Below are 17,171 nucleotides of genomic sequence, written 5' to 3'. Positions count from 1 at the left end.
ATGAGAACCGTTATCGTTAAACCGAGGGAACCCATGGATGCCGCCATCACAGCCGCCAACGTCAGCCTGCGCTACGACCGGCACACCGTCTTCGAGGGCTTCGACGCCCGCATCGCGCACGGACGGATAACCGCGCTGACCGGCCCGAACGGATCGGGCAAATCGTCGCTTCTGGGGCTCGTCGCCGGCGTGATCTCGCCGACCTCCGGAACCGTCCGGCGCAACCTGCCCGGGCGCGTCGCCTTCGTTGCGCAGCGCAGTGCCGTTGCCGACACACTTCCCCTCACGGTGCGCCAAACCGTCGCCATGGGCCGCTGGTCAGATCTCGGGATGCTGCGCCGCCCCACCTCGGCCGACCGCACGATCGTCGACCACACGCTCGACCTGCTCGGCATCCGTCACCTCTCGCGGGCACCCCTCGGCGACGTCTCGGGCGGACAGCGCCAGCGCGCCCTCGTCGCCCAGGGTCTCGCCGCGCGCACGCAACTCCTCCTGCTCGACGAACCCACGACGGGCATCGACGACGCGGGCCGCGACCTCGTCTTCGCGGCCCTCGGCGACGCCCGCGATCGCGGCGTCACGGTCGTGCTCGCCACCCACGACACCGACGCGGCCGCCATGGCCGACGACACGCTCGCGCTCGGCGCTCCCGCAGCCTGAGCCGGATCACCCTTGCCCGGTCGGCGGCGCCGGCTTATGCCGAGCGTTTAGTGGCTGACACAGGTTAGCGGCGGATGGGCGCAGCCCGGCCGTTCGTCGCCCGCAGCAGGTCCGCGGGCGACAGCTCGATGTCGAAGCCGCGGCGACCGCCCGAGACGAAGATCGTGGCGTGGGCGAGGGCGGAATCGTCGAGCACGGTGGGGAGGGGCATTCGCTGGCCGATGGGGCTGATGCCGCCGACGACATAGCCGCTCTTCTTCTCGGCGAGGGCCGGATCGGCCATGGTCGCCTTCTTGCCGCCGAGAGCCGCCGCGACCGCCTTCAGGTCGAGCAGGCCGTCGACGGGCACGATGCCGACGCCGAGCCCGTGGTCGGTCTGCACCATCAAGGTCTTGAAGACGCGAGCCGGTTCGACGCCCAGAGCGCGCGCCGCCTCGGCGCCGAAATCGGTCGCGCCGTCGTCGTGCGCATAGGCGTGCGGCGTGAAGGTGATTTTCGCGCGCGTCAACGCCACCGTCGCCGGCGTGCTGGGCCCGGTGTCCGCGGTCTTCTTGGCCATGCGATCGTCCTTTCCTGAGCAGGAGTGTCGCGGCTAGCGATAGTGGTGTTCGCCGCGCGCGGCCTTCTCGACGACATCGGCGATGCGCGCCGCCCGCACCGACGGCGTCTTGATGTTGCCGATGCGGAAATAGATGCGGAACGTGTCGACCTTGTTGAGCCGCGCGATGAAGCGGGCCGCGTCGGGGTTGGCGTCGAGGGCCGCCTGCAGATCGGCGGGGGCTTCTGCGCCTTTCTGGCGGTAGGCGGCATCCCACCGCCCGTCGGCTTTCGCGCGATCGACCTCGGCGAGACCTGAGGGGCGCATACGACCCTCATCGATGAGGCGTGCCACATGCTCGCGGTTGACCTGCGACCACGGGCTGTTCTTGCGGCGCGGGGTGAACGCTTGCAGGGTGTAATCCTCGTCGAAACGCCCGGCCTGCCCGTCGATCCAGCCATAGCAGAGCGCCACGTCGAGCGCCTCCGACCACGTGAAACCGGGCGCCGCCGAGTTCTTCTTGCGCAGCTTCAGGCGCACGCCGCCGTCGTCGGGTGTGCCCTCGAGATAGGCCTGCCACCCGTCGAGGGTCACATCGAGAATCGGCTTGTCGGCAAAGCTCACCATGCCCCGAGTATAGGAAGGACGGCCGACACCCGGGGCGGAGGTGGCAAACTGATCTGATGGACACCGTCGCGCTCGAAAAAGTCATCGCCGAAACCGAGTTCTCGGGTGTGGTGAAGATCGTGGATGCGAGCGGCACGCTGTTCGAGTCGGCCACGGGCCTGGCGTCGCGGCGCTGGAACGTGCCCATCGCCCTCGATACGCGGTTCGACACGGCATCCATCACCAAGCTGTTCACGGCCGTCGCGGTGCTGCAACTGGTCGAGACGGGCGAGCTCGACCTCGAGGCATCCATTCACGACTATGTCGACCTCGACGACACCACCATTTCGCCCAAGGTCACGCTGCTGCACCTGCTCACTCACACGTCGGGGGTGGCCGACGATGTCGACGAAGAGGCGGGCGAGAGCTACGACGAGCTGTGGAGCCGCGTGCCCGTCTACACCCTCACCGAGACCATCGACCTGCTCGCCACGTTCGCCCAGAAACCGGCCGTCACCGAGCCCGGAGTCGAGCCCTATTACAGCGACAGCGGCTACGTTCTGGCCGGTCTCGCGCTCGAATCGGTCACCGAACGCCGCTATCGGGATGTCGTCACCTCGGCCATCTTCGACGTCGCCGACATGCCGGGCACGGGTTTCTGGGACCGCCGCAGCGACGCCTCCGCCATCGCCGAGGGCTGGAACAAGTCCGACGACGGCACGTGGACCGAGAGCGTTTTCGCGGCCCCGCCCATCGGCAACCCGGCCTCTGGCGCCCAGGCCACGGCCGACGACCTGCTCGCCTTCCTGAGGTCGCTGCGCTCCGGCGGCCTGCTGACGGCCGAGATGACCGAAGAATTCCTCACCCCGCAGGTCGAGTTCGACGAAGACCTCTTCTACGGTTTCGGCCTCGAATTCGACCTCGACGACAACGGCGAGGTGCGCTCCTACTACGCGGATGGCGTGGGCGCCGGCTCGAGCGGCATCGTGCGGCACTACCCGGCGGCCGGTGTCGACGTGGTCGTGCTCTCGAACAGCGAAGACGGCGCGTGGGATGTCGTGCGCGAGATCGACGGCAACTTCTAACGCCGGTTATTGCCGTCGGCAGGCCCCGCTCGAGGTGCCTGCGCGCGCTCCCGTTCTAGGCCGCGGCCGGAACGATGCTCGTGCTGCCGTCGAGACACCAGTCGAGCACGGACGGCCATCTCCCGTAACCGGCGCCCGGCTCGAGGTGTCCGCCGTTCGGGATGACGGTGACCGGGATGTCGAGGGGTTCGCCGAAGGATGCCGTGACGCCCTTCGGTGAATAGGGGTCGTTATCCGAGCCGACGAGGAGCGTGGGCGTCGACGGGGTGGCGAGTGGAAGCGTGGCGAAGGCGGTGAGGGCATCGATCCCGGCCAAGACATCCTGTTCGGGCGGCGCGACGAGCAGCACGCGTTCGACGGAGTCTTCGGTGGGCCGCGCGGCGAGCCAGACGATGCACGCGAGGCTGTGGCACACGACGATCACGCGGCGTCGGCCGTCGTCGGATGCTTCGGCGAGGGCTCGGGCAACCGCGTCGGCCCAGGCATCCACCTGCGGGGCGTCGGCATCGGGCAGCTGCGGATAGACCACACGCTCGCCGCGCTCGCCCAGCTCGGCGGCCAGGTGATGCTGCCAATGCCCGGCGGGCCGGAAGTTGTCATACCCGTGCAAAACGAGAAACGCTCGAGATTCGGATGCGTCGCGAGAGGCCATGCTCGATCCAACCGCATGCGCCGCCCCACCGGCAATTCGATGACCCGCCGTGACGCCCGCCGCTCGGGATCGGCCCGGCACTCACGGGTCGATCCTTCGCGGGAGGCGTCATGCGTTGGGGGTCAGCGATGCTCGCGATTCGAAAACGAGAGGAACGCCGCGATGCTGCACAGTATCGACGCCACGGAGAATGCGATGGAAATGAGGTCCTGACCGAAGCTTGCGCCCACCACTGCAACGACGCCGAGAAGCAGCGCCACGAACGCCGTAAACCCCCCTCGTGCACCTCTGGCTGTGACAATCACCGCGGCCACTGCAACCACGGCGGCAAGGACCCCGCTCATCGAGGAATACAAAAGAAGCCGCCGGGCATCGGTTTGACCCCGGGCCACAGCGATTGGACCGCGTTCAGCGCCCAGGACTGTCCGAGCAGTACGCCACGGTTGTTGTAGTTGCACCCGTCGAGAAAGGCGTAGCCGAAGGCCATCAGTGCGGCAACAAGGCCTGAAACAGAAGCAGCGCCCGCGGCGCCGCCGATGCCGAGTGCTGCGGTGACGAGGCCAACCGTGGCCGTTCCGGCCCCGATGAGTTTCAGAGCCTTGTCGACAGCCCGATTGCTTGCGAAGACGTTCCAGCCCCACCAAAAGCGCGGGTCGGCCACCACGGGAAACGCTGCATCGTCGGTGAACTCAACAACTTGTACGAGAGTCGAGCCATCGATCTCATAGTGTGTCGGAACGCTCGATCCGGACGCGTCTTTTGCCCAGGGTGGAGCGATGAGCACGGACGCGCCTGTCGAATCGCCAACAATGGCTCCGCCATTGTTGGCCAGCGAGAGCGACTGCCCATCAGGAAGATCAAGGGGGTAAGCGTATCGACGGGGCGCTTGACTGCTGCGCAGGACTGTATTGATTTGCAAGCCGCCGTCTGCGCCCATGATGGGCACTGTGGTCGATTCATTCCCATTGTCATAAGACACAATCCCCGCCTTTTCCAGGTGGGCGCCCTCAGCTTCGCTGGCGAACGGGAGACCGATTGACAACTGGTTCTCGCCTACGCCCATCCCCAGTCCGTCAGTGGCTTCCCGCGGGATGGCCATGTGCGTCCCCGCGGGCGAGCCGGTAAGGATCTCGGCATGGTTACCGGATGACGTAGTGGGGGACGCTGAGCTGACGGTGCTTGGCGTTGCTCGAGAGAGCGCGTCGAGAATCTCCGAGCTTTGGTCTGCGTGCGCGGCCGTCGCAGGCGCGATCACCAGAAGTGCGCCCAAAGCGGATGCAAGGGCGGTTCGAGCTGATCCGGTTTTCTTCTTCATGACAGTTCATCCCTTCAATGTTTCAGTGTTTCACAAACGTTAACCTCCTCGAAAGGGCGGTCGTTCGACCCGTCGAACAACAGCCAGCTTTTTTCGGATCTTCGACGGTGAAAAGCGCGTGGGACCCCTAGGATCGACTCAGCGCGGAGGGGGCTTCCGCCGGAAGCGGAGAACCGTGGGGATGTCGAAGCCGACGCATACGGAGATGGCACGGGCTGTCTCTTCTGCGGTCGACCTATCGAGGCGCCTGAGACGCCGACGGCCGCTCAGGACGCTCGCGAGCGGCGCGCTGGCCGTGGTGGTGCTCGTCGTCACGACGGCCTGCTTCCCGCCGTTCCCTGGCATCCGCGCGCACGAGCCTGTCGAACCGACCGCGACCCCGCAACCCAGCGGCCCGGCTCGCCCGGCTGTCGCCGAGAAGACCTTTCAGCCTCCGGCTATCCCTGAGGGCACGGAGCTGGGCATCGCCGATCTGGTCGACCGCGACGGCGCCGCGCTGATGCACGCGTCGATCGTGGCGGGCACGGGAACATCCATGCGCGTCGTGACGAGCGACGGTCGTGCGTTGCCCGGCGGAGATGTCGAGCTCGTCGTGACGCCGTTCGACCTCAGGTTCGGCGAAACGTGCGCCGACTCGTATGTGGGTGCGGCCGTGCGTGACGTCCATCCCGAGGTCTCGAGCACCTACCCCCTCGGCAGCCGCGCGTCGACGTTCACGGTCGACCCGTCGTTCGTCAGAGGCATCGCGTTGACGCGGCCCATGCAGGGATGGACACCGAACGAATGCCAGCGCCCGCTCCTCGCGATCGGAACGATCACGTGGACGCTGCCGCCGCTCCGACCCGATATCGCGGCCATCGACGCGGGCCCGGCCATCGGAGCCGCTGGCGAGACCGGCCTGCGCGACGGCATCCTGTCGACCTACACGGTGCGCGGCGGCGACAACCTGCGGCAGATCGCCGGCCGATTCGGCCTCACGGTGCAAGACCTGTTGTTCCTCAACCCGCTGCGCGAGTCGGCCGCCGGCACCTATACGGCCGAGAAGTGGGAGACGTTCAACCTCGAGAACACGCCGCAGGGTCGCGCCCGCACGTTCCCGCAGGACGGTTTCTGATGAACCGCCCCCGACGGAGCCGTGCAGCGGTCATTCTGGCCGGCGCTGTCGCCCTCTCCGCCCTCCTCTCCGGATGCTCGCTGTCTTGGCTTTCCGAAACTCCCGGAGCGGATGCTTCGATGCCCACCGTCGATGTGCAGCAGGCGTTCCGACACGACCTCGACCTCCGCCCGCTGCATCCGCCCCTCGATGTCAACACTCTGCTCGGCTCGGCCGATGTCGCCGCCGCGGACGGTTCGGTATCAGCGCATATCGACATCGTCTACGGCACCCAGGACACCGTCGCCTTGGACATCACCGCGATCCAGAACACACAGGGCGAGGGTATCTTCCCGCGGCTGGTCGCCGACGCGTCGGTGGAGCCGGGTGCGTGCAACGAGCTCCTGGGCGGCAACTTTGGGCCGGGCGCGCTCGGCGCCGAAGGTGAGGAGGCTGTCGGCGACGAGACGGCCGCGCGCGTGTCGATCATGAGGTGGGACCGCCAGTTCACGGCCGACCCGCGCTGGCTGCAATCAGTCGTCCTCATTCGTCAAGACTTCGACGACCCGGATGGCTGCATAGAGCGCGTGCTCGCGATCGCCCCCGTCACGTGGGCCTATCACTCCAACCGTCCCCCGGCCGTGGTCACCGATCCCACGGGGCCCACCGCCGGAGCGGAAGGAGTCGCGACGAAGGAGGACGGGGTCCCCGTGCGATACACGGTCGAGCGCGATGACACATTCCGCGCCGTGGCCGACCGCTTCGGAATCACCGTGCCGGACCTGCTCGCACTCAACCCGCGCCGCGACGGCGCCCCGTTCATCCTGTCGGGTGAAACTCTCAACCTCGTCGACACCCCCGCCGCACGCGCGGTCTACTACACCCAGCCCCGCCGCTTCTGACCAGAGGAGAATCATGTCGTTCCAGGCTTACCTCGATGCCATCGAGACGAAGACCGGCCTCACGCCGCGCCAGCTCGTCACTATCGCGCTGAGGAGGGGTTATGACGATCCGGCCGTGAAGGCGGGCGAGATCCTCGCCTGGCTGAAGGATGACTACGACCTGGGTCGTGGACACGGCATGGCCCTCGTGCACGTGATCAAGAAGGGTGCCGCTATCGACCCGAAGCATGTCGGGTCGGGCGGCACTCACAGCGACGAGTCCGAGACGCTCTGGCTCGACGGCCAGGCGTCCAAGCCAGCGACCCGGGAGTAGCGTGTGGTCGCCCATCGATCCAGGGTGCACGATCGTGCGCTTTTGGTACAGTGCACGCACGTGCACCACTGGCGGGCGGAGAGAGCATGTTTCAGACACCTCGCGAGGCGGGCATGATCCTGCGTAACATGCGCGAAGATGCGGGGCTATCGCAAGCCGCGCTGGCTGCGCTTGCCGGCGTTTCAAGACGATGGCTGCTGGACTTCGAAAACGGCAAGCCTTCTGTCGATATGTCCAAAGTGATGGACACGTTCGCGGCGCTCGGCGCAGGATTCGACGTTGTCGAGAAGTCTCCCCGCCGACGTCAGAATGAATCATGACATCCGGGCGTCACACATTTATTCGTGGCACTCACTTTGTTGTGGCTGAGACTTTCTGGCTCGGCAGTCCCTTGCCAATCCGAAACCGTAACTTCGGCCGCATCTTTTGGTGACCCGTCATTGGTGCTTTCTGCCGTCCGCCGTGACGAGCGAACTGGCGCGATAGGTCGATCCCAGTTAAGTCTCAGGCGCTAGTTCGATGTGTCGAACAGGCACGTTCTTGGCGCCCCCATACTGGCAGCGAGGCCGCAAGTCGGCGGCTCACGGGGCGAGAGTCCACGAGCGCAGCGCGGGGGAAAGATACAAAGTGCCAGCTACTTCCATGATCAATTCTCCCTCCCTGCCGGGCGATCCAACGTTCTGGGCATCGGCAACGGGTGCGGCTGCCGCCGTGGTCGCTGCCGTCCTCGGCGGGTTCAACGCTCACCGATCCCGAGTGTGGATTGGCCGCGAGCAGTGGTGGGCGCGATTCACCTGGGCGTGTGAGAAGGCCGTCAGCACTGTCGCCCAGGAATCCGAGGTGGGGCTCTCCACGCTCCGAGCTCCGATCACCGTTCCGTGGGCCCTGACCGAGGACGACGAACTGGTGATCGCCGTCTCGACGCTGATCGGCGAGACGTCCTCGCAGCATCCTCGGCTGTCAGACGCACGGCCACTGAAACGAACGACGAACGCGAGGCGACGATAATGACCGTATACAGCGAACTATCCCAAGAATTGGCTAGGGAGATCTTCGAGATCGCATCGGCCCGATTGAGACGGCGGGGACACGCGGTAGAACAAGATCCCTTGACCGGTCGATATTCAGTTGTCTACGCGGCGCCGTCGGCACGCGCTCGACGGCTACAAGCCCGTCTGAATCGGGTCCTCGAACGAGACGCCAGACGTCGTCTTTAAGGGGCGGCGCACGAAAGTTCACCGCGACTTGGTGTCCGTTCAGGCACCTCGCCGCCCGCGACGCCAGACAACCCGCGCCACTCAGAGCGATGCGGCTGGGCTGCGCCGCCGCCGCTAATCGGCGACGCGGGCCGCGATATCGGTGCGGTACTGGCCGCCCTCGAGCGTGATGCGGCCGAGAGCGTCGTAGGCGCGGGTGCGCGCCTCGGTGAACGTGGTACCGAGCGCGACGACGCTCAGGACGCGGCCCCCCGAAGCCAAGAGCGTGTCGTCCGAAGCATCCGGAGCATCCGGAGCATCCGCGGTGCGGGTGGCGGCGTGCGCAATATGCACGTGCTCGAGCGCGGATGCCTCGGCGAGACCCGTGAGCGGGCGGCCCGTGATCGGGGTGTCGGGGTAGTTCTCGCTGGCCAGCACGACCGTCACGGCCGAGGTCTCGGAGAACGCCGGCGCGGGCACGGTGCCGAGCGTTCCGGTGGCGGCGGCGAAGAGCAGCTGCGACAGCGGCGAAGCCAGGCGGGGCAACACGACCTGCGTCTCGGGGTCGCCGAAACGCGCGTTGAACTCGATCACGCGGATGCCGTTATCCGAGGCACCCTCGCGCTTCGAGGTGAGAATGAGCCCCGCATAGAGCAGACCGATGAACGGCGTGCGCTCGGACGCGAGCTGCGCGATCACCGGGCGGGCGATCGTCTCGACGACCTCGCGCGTGAACGCCTCCTCGCTGCCGAACGTGTCGTCAAGCCACGGCAGCGGCGAGTACGCGCCCATGCCACCCGTGTTGGGCCCGGCATCCCCGTCGCCCAGGCGCTTGTAGTCCTGCGCCGGCGACAGCGGAACGACCGTGTGCCCGTCGCTCACCAGGAACAGCGACACCTCCTGGCCGTCGAGGAACTCCTCGACCAAAACGCTGCCGTGCTGCAACCAGTGGGCGGCGTGGGCGATAGCCGCCTCGCGATCCTCCGAGACCAAGACACCCTTGCCAGCGGCCAGACCGTCCGCCTTCACCACATACGGCGCGCCGAACTCGTCGATCGCGGCCGTGGCCTCGGCCAGCGTGCCCGCGCGAACCGCGCGACCCGTCGGCACGTTCGCGGCCTCCATGATGCGCTTCGCGAATGTCTTCGACCCCTCGAGCGCCGCGGCAGCCTTGCCGGGCCCGAAAACGGGGATGCCCTGCTCGCGCAACTCGTCGGCGACACCCGCCACCAGGGGAGCTTCGGGGCCCACGACGACGAGGTCGGCACCCCACGCGATGGCGTGATTGGTGACCGCGACGGGGTCGTTGGCGTCGAGCTCGACCACGGGCACATCCAGCGCGATACCCGCGTTGCCGGGGGCCGCCTGGATGTCGTGGCCGGCCTCTTCGCCGAGCAGGGACAGGACGATGGCGTGCTCACGGGCACCGGAGCCCAGTACGAGGATTTTCACGGGTACTAGCCTATTGGGCATGGCACGCGCGCGTATCCCCGATGATTTTGGTGAGGCATCCGTCTATCGAGCCCTGCAGGCCGAGCCGAAGCCCGCGCGCGACGACACCGCCACGGCCGTGCGCTACACGCTGCAGCTGCTCGCCGAACGCGCCGAAGGCAACACGCTCGAGGTGCGCGTGCCACCGTTCGGTGCCGTGCAGTGCATCGAAGGCCCCCGCCACACGCGCGGAACCCCGCCCAACGTCGTCGAGATGGATGCCGCCACCTGGCTTGCCCTCGCCACGGGCCGAGAAGCGTGGGCGGATGCGGTGGCCGCCGGCCGCGTGCACGCCTCCGGTTCGCGAGCCGACCTCACGGGCGAGTTGCCCATCCTCCGTCGACCGCAGTGAGAATGTCGGCGAACGCAACCCGCTATACGTGAGGCGGGCGATGACGGATGGTTGAAGAGCACCATTCCGACACGTAAGGAGCTCGACATGGACCACCACAACGACGCACACGAAGCGCACCCCGACGAGACCGTCGAATCGCTCAACGAACCCGACCAGTCATCGTCGGGCGTCTCGGACGACAAGGTCGACGAGGCCACCGAAGCCGCCGAGCACGCGGCCGACGAGCAGCCGCTGGCCGCCCAGGAGAGCAGCGACACGCTCGACAAGTAACTCCCCTCAGTAAGGACCGCATGATCGGCTACTACGTCCACCATCACGGGTCCGGGCACCTGAGCCGCGCCAGCGCGCTCGCCCGGGTGCTCGGCGACGAACTCACCGGGCTCTCGTCGCTCGCACGACCCGCCGCGTGGACGGGCGACTGGCTTCAGTTGCCCGCCGACACCGGTCCCGACACCGACAAACCTGTCGATCCGACCGCGCGCGGGGCCCTGCACTGGGTCCCGCGGCGGGCGGCCGGGGTTCGAGCGCGGGCGGCGGCCCTGTCCGCCTGGTTCGAGCAGGCCCGTCCGCGCGCGCTCGTGACCGATGTGTCGGTCGAGGTCGCGCTCCTGGCGCGGCTCCACGGCATCCCCGTCGTGGTCGTTGCCCAACCCGGGCGGCGGGATGACGAGGCACACCGTCTGGCTTATCGCATCGCCGATCGCGTGATCGGGTTCTGGCCGGCGGACTTCGATGTCTTGCAGACGGCGGAGCCGCTCGGGGAGCGCCTCGCGACCGTCGGCGCGCTCAGCCGGTTCGATGTCGCTGGACGACAAGGCGACACCGACTCAGACACCAGCACTGACACCACCACCGACGGCGGGCGCGGAAGACAGATTGCGGGTGTAGAAAATGCGCGGCGCCCTCGGAGCTCGGCCAGCGATACGTCGTCGGCCGGCAGCTCGCTGGCTCCGGTTCCGGCTCCGGCTCCGGCTCCGGGAGAGATTCTCGTTTTCTCGGGGACGGGCGGGACCGGCCCCGGGGCCCTGGCTGCCGTCGTGCGGGCGGCGCGCGCTGCGCTGCCCGATCGTCGCTTCACCGAATTGGTGGATGCCTCGGCGGCGCAGGTCGAGGCCGCGCTGGCTCGAGCATCCCTCGTCTTTTCGCATTGCGGGCAGAATGCCGTCGCCGAGATCGCCTCGGCTCGGGTGCCCGCGGTGCTCGTGGCAGAAGAGCGCCCGTTCGCCGAGCAGGAATCCATGGCGGCGGCGCTCGCAGCCTCCGACCTGCCCGTCGAGGTCATGACTCCCGAGAGTGCCGAGATCGCCGATTGGACCGCACTCGCCGCTCGACTCGAGGCAGCCGACGGCGACGGGTGGGCGGCCTGGGTCGACGGCGCCGCGGCCGAGCGTGCGGCACAGGTCATCCGCGACGTCGCCGAGGATCGCTCATGACTGATCCGACGGAGGCCGCGCCGCAGCAACCGCAGCGCGACTCGCAATCGCACGTGAAGCCCGCCGTCGAAGTGAGCCGGCGGCACACGCCGCGCATCGTCACGGGCCTGACTCTCATCACGATCGTGCACGGGCGCGAGCAGCACCTGGCGCGCCAGCTCGCGGCCATCGACAGCGCGGGGGCTGTCCCCGAGCTGCACATTATCGTCGCCATGGACGACCCGGCCGTAGCCCAGCGCTACGCCGACCGACCGCGCACCCTCGTCATCGAGTGCCCCTCGACGGGTGCTCACCTGCCGCTGGCGGCGGCCCGCAACGCCGGCGCCGCGGCCGCTCGCGAACGGGGTGCCGAGGTGCTCGTGTTCCTCGACGTCGACTGCCTGCCCGCATCCGGTCTCTTCGCGCGCTATGACGAGGCCGTGCGCGCACATCCGGACGACCTGGTCTGTGGCGCGGTCGGTTACCTGCCAGAGGGCACCGACTACGACCGCCCCGGCCTGTTCGCCGACGCGGCCCGTTTCCACGGCTTCCGCCCGCGCCTGGATGTCGGCCAGACCAGCCCCGGCGACCACCTCGCCTTCTGGTCCCTCTCCTTCGCCACCACCCCCGACACGTGGCGAAGGATCGGCGGATTCTTCGAGGGCTACACGGGGTATGGCGGCGAGGACACCGATTTCGCGGTGACCGCTCGTGAGGCCGGGGTGCCCCTGCGCTGGGTGGGGGGCGCCGAGGCGTTCCACCAGTACCACCCGACGACGAACCCGCCGGTGCAGCACGTCGACGACATCGTGCGCAATGGCTCGCTCTTCGCCGAGCGCTGGGGATTCTGGCCCATGCAGGGCTGGCTCGACCAGTTCGTCGAGCGCGGGCTCGTGCGCCTCGACCCGGCTACGGGCGACTACGAGCGGATGCTGCGCCCCTGACTCTCCGCGATGGCACGGGCATCTGCGCCCGCAGCCTTTGACGAGCCGACAGGCCGGGGCACATATCATGGAAGGCCAGTCGGGGGACGAGATCGGACCAGCATGGAGACAGGACGAGCGCCCCAGCAGCAGCGAGGCCGCGAACGACGGCGCGCGCTGCTCGAGGGTGCCTCACGCGTCTTCGACCGCGTCGGCTTCGCGCAGGCGAGCCTGAGCGACATCGCGCGCGAATCGAACGCGACCATGGGGTCGCTCTACTTCTACTTCCCCTCGAAGGAGCAGCTGGCGCTCGCGATCATCACCGAACAGAACGCGCGCACGTTCAGTTCGCTCGAGCAGGCGGGCCGTGGCCACGACACCGTGCAGACCCTTCTGCACGGATCGAAAGCCATAGCCGATCAGCTGCTCACCGACGCGGTCGTGCGGGCCGGCATCCGGCTCTCGATGGAGCAGGGAACGCTGTCGGCGCCCACGAACGGCTTCTACGCCGACTGGATCGGCGGCATCACCGACCTGGTGGAGCTGGCCGCCGGGCGCGGCATCCTGCGCCGGGATTTCGAGGCCGCGCAGCTGAGCCGCATGATCGTGGCCACCTTCACGGGAACCCACGTCGTCTCGAACGTCTTGACGGGCCGGGCGGATGTCTACGCCGCCCTGGACGTCATGTGGGGGGTCGTCTTGCGGGGACTCGTCGAAGCGGACCGCGTGGATTCCTACCTCGCGGAGGCGGCCGAACTCTTCGCCACGGAGCCCCCCGAGCGTTCCTGAGCCTCCGGCCGTGTTTCGGGCGTGTCACGCCGAGTTGTACCCCCGGTGAACACTTCTCGCAAGGCCTTCTCCGAGAAGCGCTTCTCGGCGATGATCGGCTAGTGGGCCGAGTCCCGCTCCGGCGTTGTCGCCGTCCCACCCCCGCGAGAAACGGAGACCCGCCCGCAGATGAGAATCGCCGTGTTGTGCCACATGCATCACCCGATCGCCGAGCCTTTTCAGGGCGGAACCGAGACCCATACGGCGATCTTGGCGGATGAGCTTGTGGCGCGCGGTCACGACGTGACGCTCTTTGCGAAGGAAGGCTCTGAGACGACGGCCGCGGTGTATCCGCTCGTGCCCGCGGACTTCGAGTTCGTGTTCGCGGCGTCGCCGCTCGTGCGGGTGCAGCAGAAGGGCTTCCTGGCCGAGGCCGTGCACCACAGCATCCAGATCATCAGTGAGGGCGATTTCGATATCGTCATCAACAACTCGCTCAGTGTGTTGCCCTATACGCATATGCGACACCTGCCGATGTTGACGATTCTTCACACGCCGCCGACGCTCGCGGACGTCAACGCCATCGTCACGAGCCCGGGGTGGACGCCCTCGCCGCAACACCTCTTCGTCACGGTGTCCGAGTCGAATGCCGCACCCTGGCGCTTGATCCTGCCCGAGGTGCACGTCGTGCACAACGGCGTGCTGCCCCGCCCGGCCTCCGCCGAGGGGGTCACCCCGGCCGATGCCGACGCCGCCGACCTCGCCGCGACGCTGAGCGAAGCCGTAGCCGGGTTCGCCGACAGCGGGGCCCGTGCTTACGCCGACCCCGTCACCCCGACCCCCTACGCCGCCTGGGCTGCACGTATTACGCCCGAAAAGGGTTTGCACGTGGCCATCGAGGCCGCCGCGCGCGCGGGGATCGAGCTGCGCATCGCCGGGCCGATCGCCGACCCGCGCTACTTCGAGGAAGACATCGAACCCCTGCTCGGCCGGGGAGCGACCTATGTCGGTCACCTCGACTCCGACGAGCTCGACCGCTTCCTCGCCGCCGCCTCGGTCTTCGTGGCGTCACCACTCTGGGCCGAACCCTTCGGACTCTCGGTGGTCGAGGCGCTGCGACTCGGCACCCCGGTCGCGGCCCTGCCGAACGGCGCCCTCCCGGAGCTCATCTCGACCGCCAACGGCGCACTGGCTCGCGACGACAGCGCCGCCTCGCTCGGCCGTGCCATCCGCACGGCCCGCCGCCGCGACCGCACCCGGGTGGAGGCATCCGCAGCGCCCTACACCGTCACGCGAATGGTCGACGGGTACGAACGCTTACTCGATCGAATCCTCGCCGGCAACATCGAAACCGCCGACGTGCGCGCAACCGCCTGAGCGCCCTCGCCTAGAGGCGGCGCGCGACCTCGTACAGCGTGGGCGCGACGTCTTCGACATCGGCCACGAGGAACTCGACGTTGCCCGCGCCGTCGCTGACGATGACATCCCAGACGCCCGGATGCGAGATGAGCGTCGCCGTGAGGCTGCCGCGCGTGAAGACGCGCACATCGCGCAGCTGGATCTCGGAGTGGTCGACCCACCCGTCGAGAACGTCCTCGCCCGGGAACGTCGGCAGGCCGTAGGGGTCGACGTCGTTCACGAGTTCTCCTCGGGTTGGGTGATCAGACGGGGACGGAAGCGACGAGGGGCGCCCACCGCATCCGGTGAGCGCCCCTCGCGCTGAGGTCGTGCCGAGTTTATGCCCGCTGGCGGCGTCGACGCGCGATCACGGTCGAGCCGGCGCCGAGCATCAGGAGCAGAGCGGCCGCGCCCAGGGCGAGCGCGCCGTTCTCGGCGCCCGAGTTCGCGAGCGAGCCCGCGTTGGAGCCGGATCCCGCGCTGGCGGAGCCGGTGCCGGTGCCCGAGCCGGAACCCGCTTCGTCACCCGTGCCGGGGGCCGGAGTGGCGGGGTCGGTCGGGTCGGCCGGGTCGGTCGGGACCGGCGTCGGCTCGGGTGCCACGACGGCGGCCGTCGACAGGGCCCAGTTCTGCACGAAGAAGTCGGCGGGGTCGATCGTGCCGCGCGCGCCGGCCCAGTCGATCAGCAGCTGACGGATCTCTTGCAGTTCGTCGTAGACGATGGGGGCGTCGGCCACGGCCGGGAACCCGCCACCGCCCGACTGGCGGTAGTTGTTCACGGCGAGCACGAACTGGTCGTCGTCGGCGATGGCGCTGCCGTCGGCGTAGGACAGGCCCTGGATGCGCGATCCGACCGGCTGCGAGATGTTGATCTCGTAGTCGACACCCGACAGGGCGTCGTAGTTGTAGTCGGGGATGCCCGTGGGGCGGTCGGCCGTCACGGCGTTGGTGCCCGTGGCCGGGTCGAACGTCGCGCCGGGGGCGACCTGGTTGAAGTACCGCGCCGAGAATTCGAGATACTCGCGCAGCTGAGCGCCCGTGATCTGCACGCCGCGCAGGGTGTTCTCATAGATGTAGAGGCCGGCGATATCGCGAATCGTGACCTCGCCCTCGGGGAACATGGCGGTGCGCGAGAACGGCGAGGCCTGCGAGATGACTGGGATGTCGGCCAGCGGGCCGCCGTCGAGGGCCGTCTCGACCGTGTCGGCCTGCACGTAGTTGATGAAGTCGATGATCGCCGTGTCCTCGTAACGCGAGGTCTCGGCGGGCAGCGCCTCGGTCGAGCGGGCGACGGGCGTGTTCACGTAGTCGATGGTCTGCTGGTGCTCGTCCTGCAGCGCCGCCACGACCTTCTGGCTCTCGGTGGGGGTGTCCTTGCCGTAGTGCGGTTTGACGGTGGGTTTGGCCGCATCCGACCAGTCCACGTCGAAGTTGCCCGAGGCGTCTTCGACCAGGTTGAGCGTGGTTTCGGTCACGCCGCGCGCCCAATAGTTCGGCTGCGTGATGAGAACCTTCTCGCCGGCCACGTTGGTGAGCACGGTCTCGGGCTTGTCCTGGTGGCTGTGGCCGGCGACGAGCACGTCGATGCCGGGCACCTGCGTGGCGATGTTGTTGGCCACGTCTTCGTTCAGGTCGGCGGGCACGTAGTCGGCGTCGGCGACGGTGCCCTGGCCGGTGTGGGCGAGCACGACGACGACGTCGGCCTGCGCCTCGATCTCGGGCACCCACTTCTTGGCGGTCTCGACCATGTCATCGAATTCGAGGATGCCTTCGACATTTGCTTTGTCCCAGATGCGGATGCCGGGCGTGACCACGCCGAGCACGCCCACGGTGACCTGCTTGCCGTCGATGGTGCGCTCGATGAGCTCGTAGGGCTTGTGGTACGGAGCATCCGTCTTCGCGTCGATCACGTTGGCGCCGAGGAGCGGTGCCTGCAGGTCGTTCTCATAGGCGCTCAGCATGTCGAGGCCGTAGTTGTACTCGTGGTTTCCCACGACCTGGGCGTCGTAGCCGATGGCGTTGAAAGCCTGGGCCATGGGGTGCTCGATGGTGTTGTCGAGAACGCTGGCTGCGCCATCCCCCATGCCGTAGTAGTAGGTGAGGGGCGTGCCCTGCATGGCGTCGCCGTTGTCGAAGACCATGACGGATTCGGCACCCTTGGCGGCGCGCACCTCGTCGACGACCGTTCCCACACGCGTGAGGCCGAGGATGTCGGCGTCCTTCGTGTATTCGGCGTTGGCGAAGTAGTCCCAGTTGAACACGTGTCCGTGGGTGTCGGTGGTGGCGAGCAGTGTGAGCTCGACGGTGTCACCGGCTGCGGCGGGTGCGGCGGTGGCGGGTGCTGCGGCGACGATGCCGAGCCCCGTCAACGCCACGATGCCGACGATGCGATGTAAGCGCATAGTTGTCCTGTCTCAAGAAAAGTGGTGGATGTGAGAGAACCTATCCACCCCTTGTGAACGGG

At 67.9% G+C, this 17,171-nt stretch carries 21 protein-coding genes; 13 read left to right on the top strand and 8 right to left on the bottom strand.

Features of this window, described 5'->3' with window-relative positions:
• Positions 1-33 precede the first annotated feature (33 nt).
• Positions 34-660 (top strand): zinc ABC transporter ATP-binding protein AztA, encoded by a 627-nt coding sequence (gene aztA / locus ACZ6IE_RS12610; protein WP_464608232.1) that lies wholly within the window; start codon positions 34-36, stop codon positions 658-660.
• A gap of 64 nt (positions 661-724) precedes the next feature.
• Here aztA and ybaK read toward each other — a convergent pair whose 3' ends face one another.
• Both ybaK and ACZ6IE_RS12600 read right to left on the bottom strand, forming a co-directional pair.
• The gene (ybaK, locus tag ACZ6IE_RS12605; RefSeq protein ID WP_464608231.1) at positions 725-1,219 is read right to left on the bottom strand and encodes a Cys-tRNA(Pro) deacylase; all 495 of its coding nucleotides are present in this window, start codon (positions 1,217-1,219) and stop codon (positions 725-727) included.
• A 33-nt stretch (positions 1,220-1,252) separates the two neighbouring features.
• Positions 1,253-1,825 carry a YdeI/OmpD-associated family protein gene (locus ACZ6IE_RS12600; protein ID WP_464608230.1) on the bottom strand — a complete coding sequence of 191 codons (573 nt, stop codon included), beginning with the start codon at positions 1,823-1,825 and terminating at the stop codon, positions 1,253-1,255.
• 56 nt (positions 1,826-1,881) lie between these two features.
• Here ACZ6IE_RS12600 and ACZ6IE_RS12595 point away from each other — a divergent pair, with 56 nt between their 5' ends.
• On the top strand, positions 1,882-2,889 hold the full coding sequence (locus ACZ6IE_RS12595; protein WP_464608229.1) for a serine hydrolase domain-containing protein: 1,008 nt from the start codon (positions 1,882-1,884) through the stop codon (positions 2,887-2,889).
• 55 nt (positions 2,890-2,944) lie between these two features.
• Here the strand turns inward: ACZ6IE_RS12595 and ACZ6IE_RS12590 are convergent, their stop codons facing one another.
• The 3 genes from ACZ6IE_RS12590 to ACZ6IE_RS12580 all read right to left on the bottom strand — a co-directional run bounded on the left by ACZ6IE_RS12590 (position 2,945) and on the right by ACZ6IE_RS12580 (position 4,856).
• Complete coding sequence (locus ACZ6IE_RS12590) at positions 2,945-3,541, bottom strand: RBBP9/YdeN family alpha/beta hydrolase (protein WP_464608228.1); 597 nt, start codon at positions 3,539-3,541, stop codon at positions 2,945-2,947.
• A gap of 122 nt (positions 3,542-3,663) precedes the next feature.
• On the bottom strand, positions 3,664-3,885 hold the full coding sequence (locus ACZ6IE_RS12585; protein ID WP_464608227.1) for a hypothetical protein: 222 nt from the start codon (positions 3,883-3,885) through the stop codon (positions 3,664-3,666).
• Entirely contained in the window at positions 3,882-4,856 is a 975-nt protein-coding gene (locus ACZ6IE_RS12580) for a hypothetical protein (RefSeq protein WP_464608226.1), read from the bottom strand. Before ACZ6IE_RS12580 ends, ACZ6IE_RS12585 begins: the two co-directional genes overlap by 4 nt.
• Positions 4,857-5,061: 205 nt before the next feature.
• Here ACZ6IE_RS12580 and ACZ6IE_RS12575 point away from each other — a divergent pair, with 205 nt between their 5' ends.
• The 5 genes from ACZ6IE_RS12575 to ACZ6IE_RS12555 all read left to right on the top strand — a co-directional run bounded on the left by ACZ6IE_RS12575 (position 5,062) and on the right by ACZ6IE_RS12555 (position 8,172).
• The gene (locus tag ACZ6IE_RS12575; protein ID WP_464608225.1) at positions 5,062-5,970 is read left to right on the top strand and encodes a LysM peptidoglycan-binding domain-containing protein; all 909 of its coding nucleotides are present in this window, start codon (positions 5,062-5,064) and stop codon (positions 5,968-5,970) included.
• 119 nt (positions 5,971-6,089) lie between these two features.
• Complete coding sequence (locus tag ACZ6IE_RS12570) at positions 6,090-6,851, top strand: LysM peptidoglycan-binding domain-containing protein (protein WP_464608224.1); 762 nt, start codon at positions 6,090-6,092, stop codon at positions 6,849-6,851.
• 13 nt (positions 6,852-6,864) lie between these two features.
• Entirely contained in the window at positions 6,865-7,164 is a 300-nt protein-coding gene (locus ACZ6IE_RS12565; protein WP_464608223.1) for a DUF4287 domain-containing protein, read from the top strand.
• Between the two features lie 86 nt (positions 7,165-7,250).
• A complete protein-coding gene (locus ACZ6IE_RS12560) occupies positions 7,251-7,484 on the top strand; it encodes a helix-turn-helix domain-containing protein (protein WP_464608222.1) in 234 nt (77 codons plus the stop codon).
• Between the two features lie 322 nt (positions 7,485-7,806).
• Complete coding sequence (locus ACZ6IE_RS12555) at positions 7,807-8,172, top strand: hypothetical protein (protein WP_464608221.1); 366 nt, start codon at positions 7,807-7,809, stop codon at positions 8,170-8,172.
• Positions 8,173-8,495: 323 nt separating this feature from the next.
• Here ACZ6IE_RS12555 and purD read toward each other — a convergent pair whose 3' ends face one another.
• Positions 8,496-9,812 (bottom strand): phosphoribosylamine--glycine ligase, encoded by a 1,317-nt coding sequence (gene purD / locus ACZ6IE_RS12550; RefSeq protein ID WP_464608220.1) that lies wholly within the window; start codon positions 9,810-9,812, stop codon positions 8,496-8,498.
• A gap of 19 nt (positions 9,813-9,831) precedes the next feature.
• On the opposite strand from purD, the gene ACZ6IE_RS12545 reads away from it, so the two are divergent.
• The 6 genes from ACZ6IE_RS12545 (at position 9,832) to ACZ6IE_RS12520 (ending at position 14,686) form a co-directional block, all read left to right on the top strand.
• Positions 9,832-10,203: a sterol carrier family protein gene (locus ACZ6IE_RS12545; protein WP_464608219.1), complete on the top strand. Its 372-nt coding sequence runs from the start codon at positions 9,832-9,834 to the stop codon at positions 10,201-10,203.
• A gap of 87 nt (positions 10,204-10,290) precedes the next feature.
• Positions 10,291-10,476, top strand: a complete 186-nt coding sequence (locus tag ACZ6IE_RS12540; protein ID WP_464608218.1) for a hypothetical protein — start codon at positions 10,291-10,293, stop codon at positions 10,474-10,476.
• A 20-nt stretch (positions 10,477-10,496) separates the two neighbouring features.
• Positions 10,497-11,639: a hypothetical protein gene (locus ACZ6IE_RS12535; RefSeq protein ID WP_464608217.1), complete on the top strand. Its 1,143-nt coding sequence runs from the start codon at positions 10,497-10,499 to the stop codon at positions 11,637-11,639.
• Positions 11,636-12,562: a glycosyltransferase gene (locus tag ACZ6IE_RS12530; RefSeq protein WP_464608216.1), complete on the top strand. Its 927-nt coding sequence runs from the start codon at positions 11,636-11,638 to the stop codon at positions 12,560-12,562. Before ACZ6IE_RS12535 ends, ACZ6IE_RS12530 begins: the two co-directional genes overlap by 4 nt.
• Before the next feature lie 102 nt (positions 12,563-12,664).
• Complete coding sequence (locus ACZ6IE_RS12525) at positions 12,665-13,330, top strand: ScbR family autoregulator-binding transcription factor (protein WP_464608215.1); 666 nt, start codon at positions 12,665-12,667, stop codon at positions 13,328-13,330.
• Between the two features lie 192 nt (positions 13,331-13,522).
• A complete protein-coding gene (locus ACZ6IE_RS12520; RefSeq protein WP_464608214.1) occupies positions 13,523-14,686 on the top strand; it encodes a glycosyltransferase in 1,164 nt (387 codons plus the stop codon).
• A gap of 10 nt (positions 14,687-14,696) precedes the next feature.
• Here ACZ6IE_RS12520 and ACZ6IE_RS12515 read toward each other — a convergent pair whose 3' ends face one another.
• On the bottom strand, positions 14,697-14,948 hold the full coding sequence (locus tag ACZ6IE_RS12515) for a hypothetical protein (protein ID WP_464608213.1): 252 nt from the start codon (positions 14,946-14,948) through the stop codon (positions 14,697-14,699).
• Positions 14,949-15,045: 97 nt separating this feature from the next.
• Positions 15,046-17,109 carry a bifunctional metallophosphatase/5'-nucleotidase gene (locus ACZ6IE_RS12510; RefSeq protein ID WP_464608212.1) on the bottom strand — a complete coding sequence of 688 codons (2,064 nt, stop codon included), beginning with the start codon at positions 17,107-17,109 and terminating at the stop codon, positions 15,046-15,048.
• Positions 17,110-17,171: the final 62 nt, after the last annotated feature.

The organism is Okibacterium sp. AC114 (assembly GCF_979253355.1).
The sequence above is the reverse complement of the archived record's forward strand: the minus strand, read 5'-3'. Positions and strand labels throughout refer to the sequence as shown.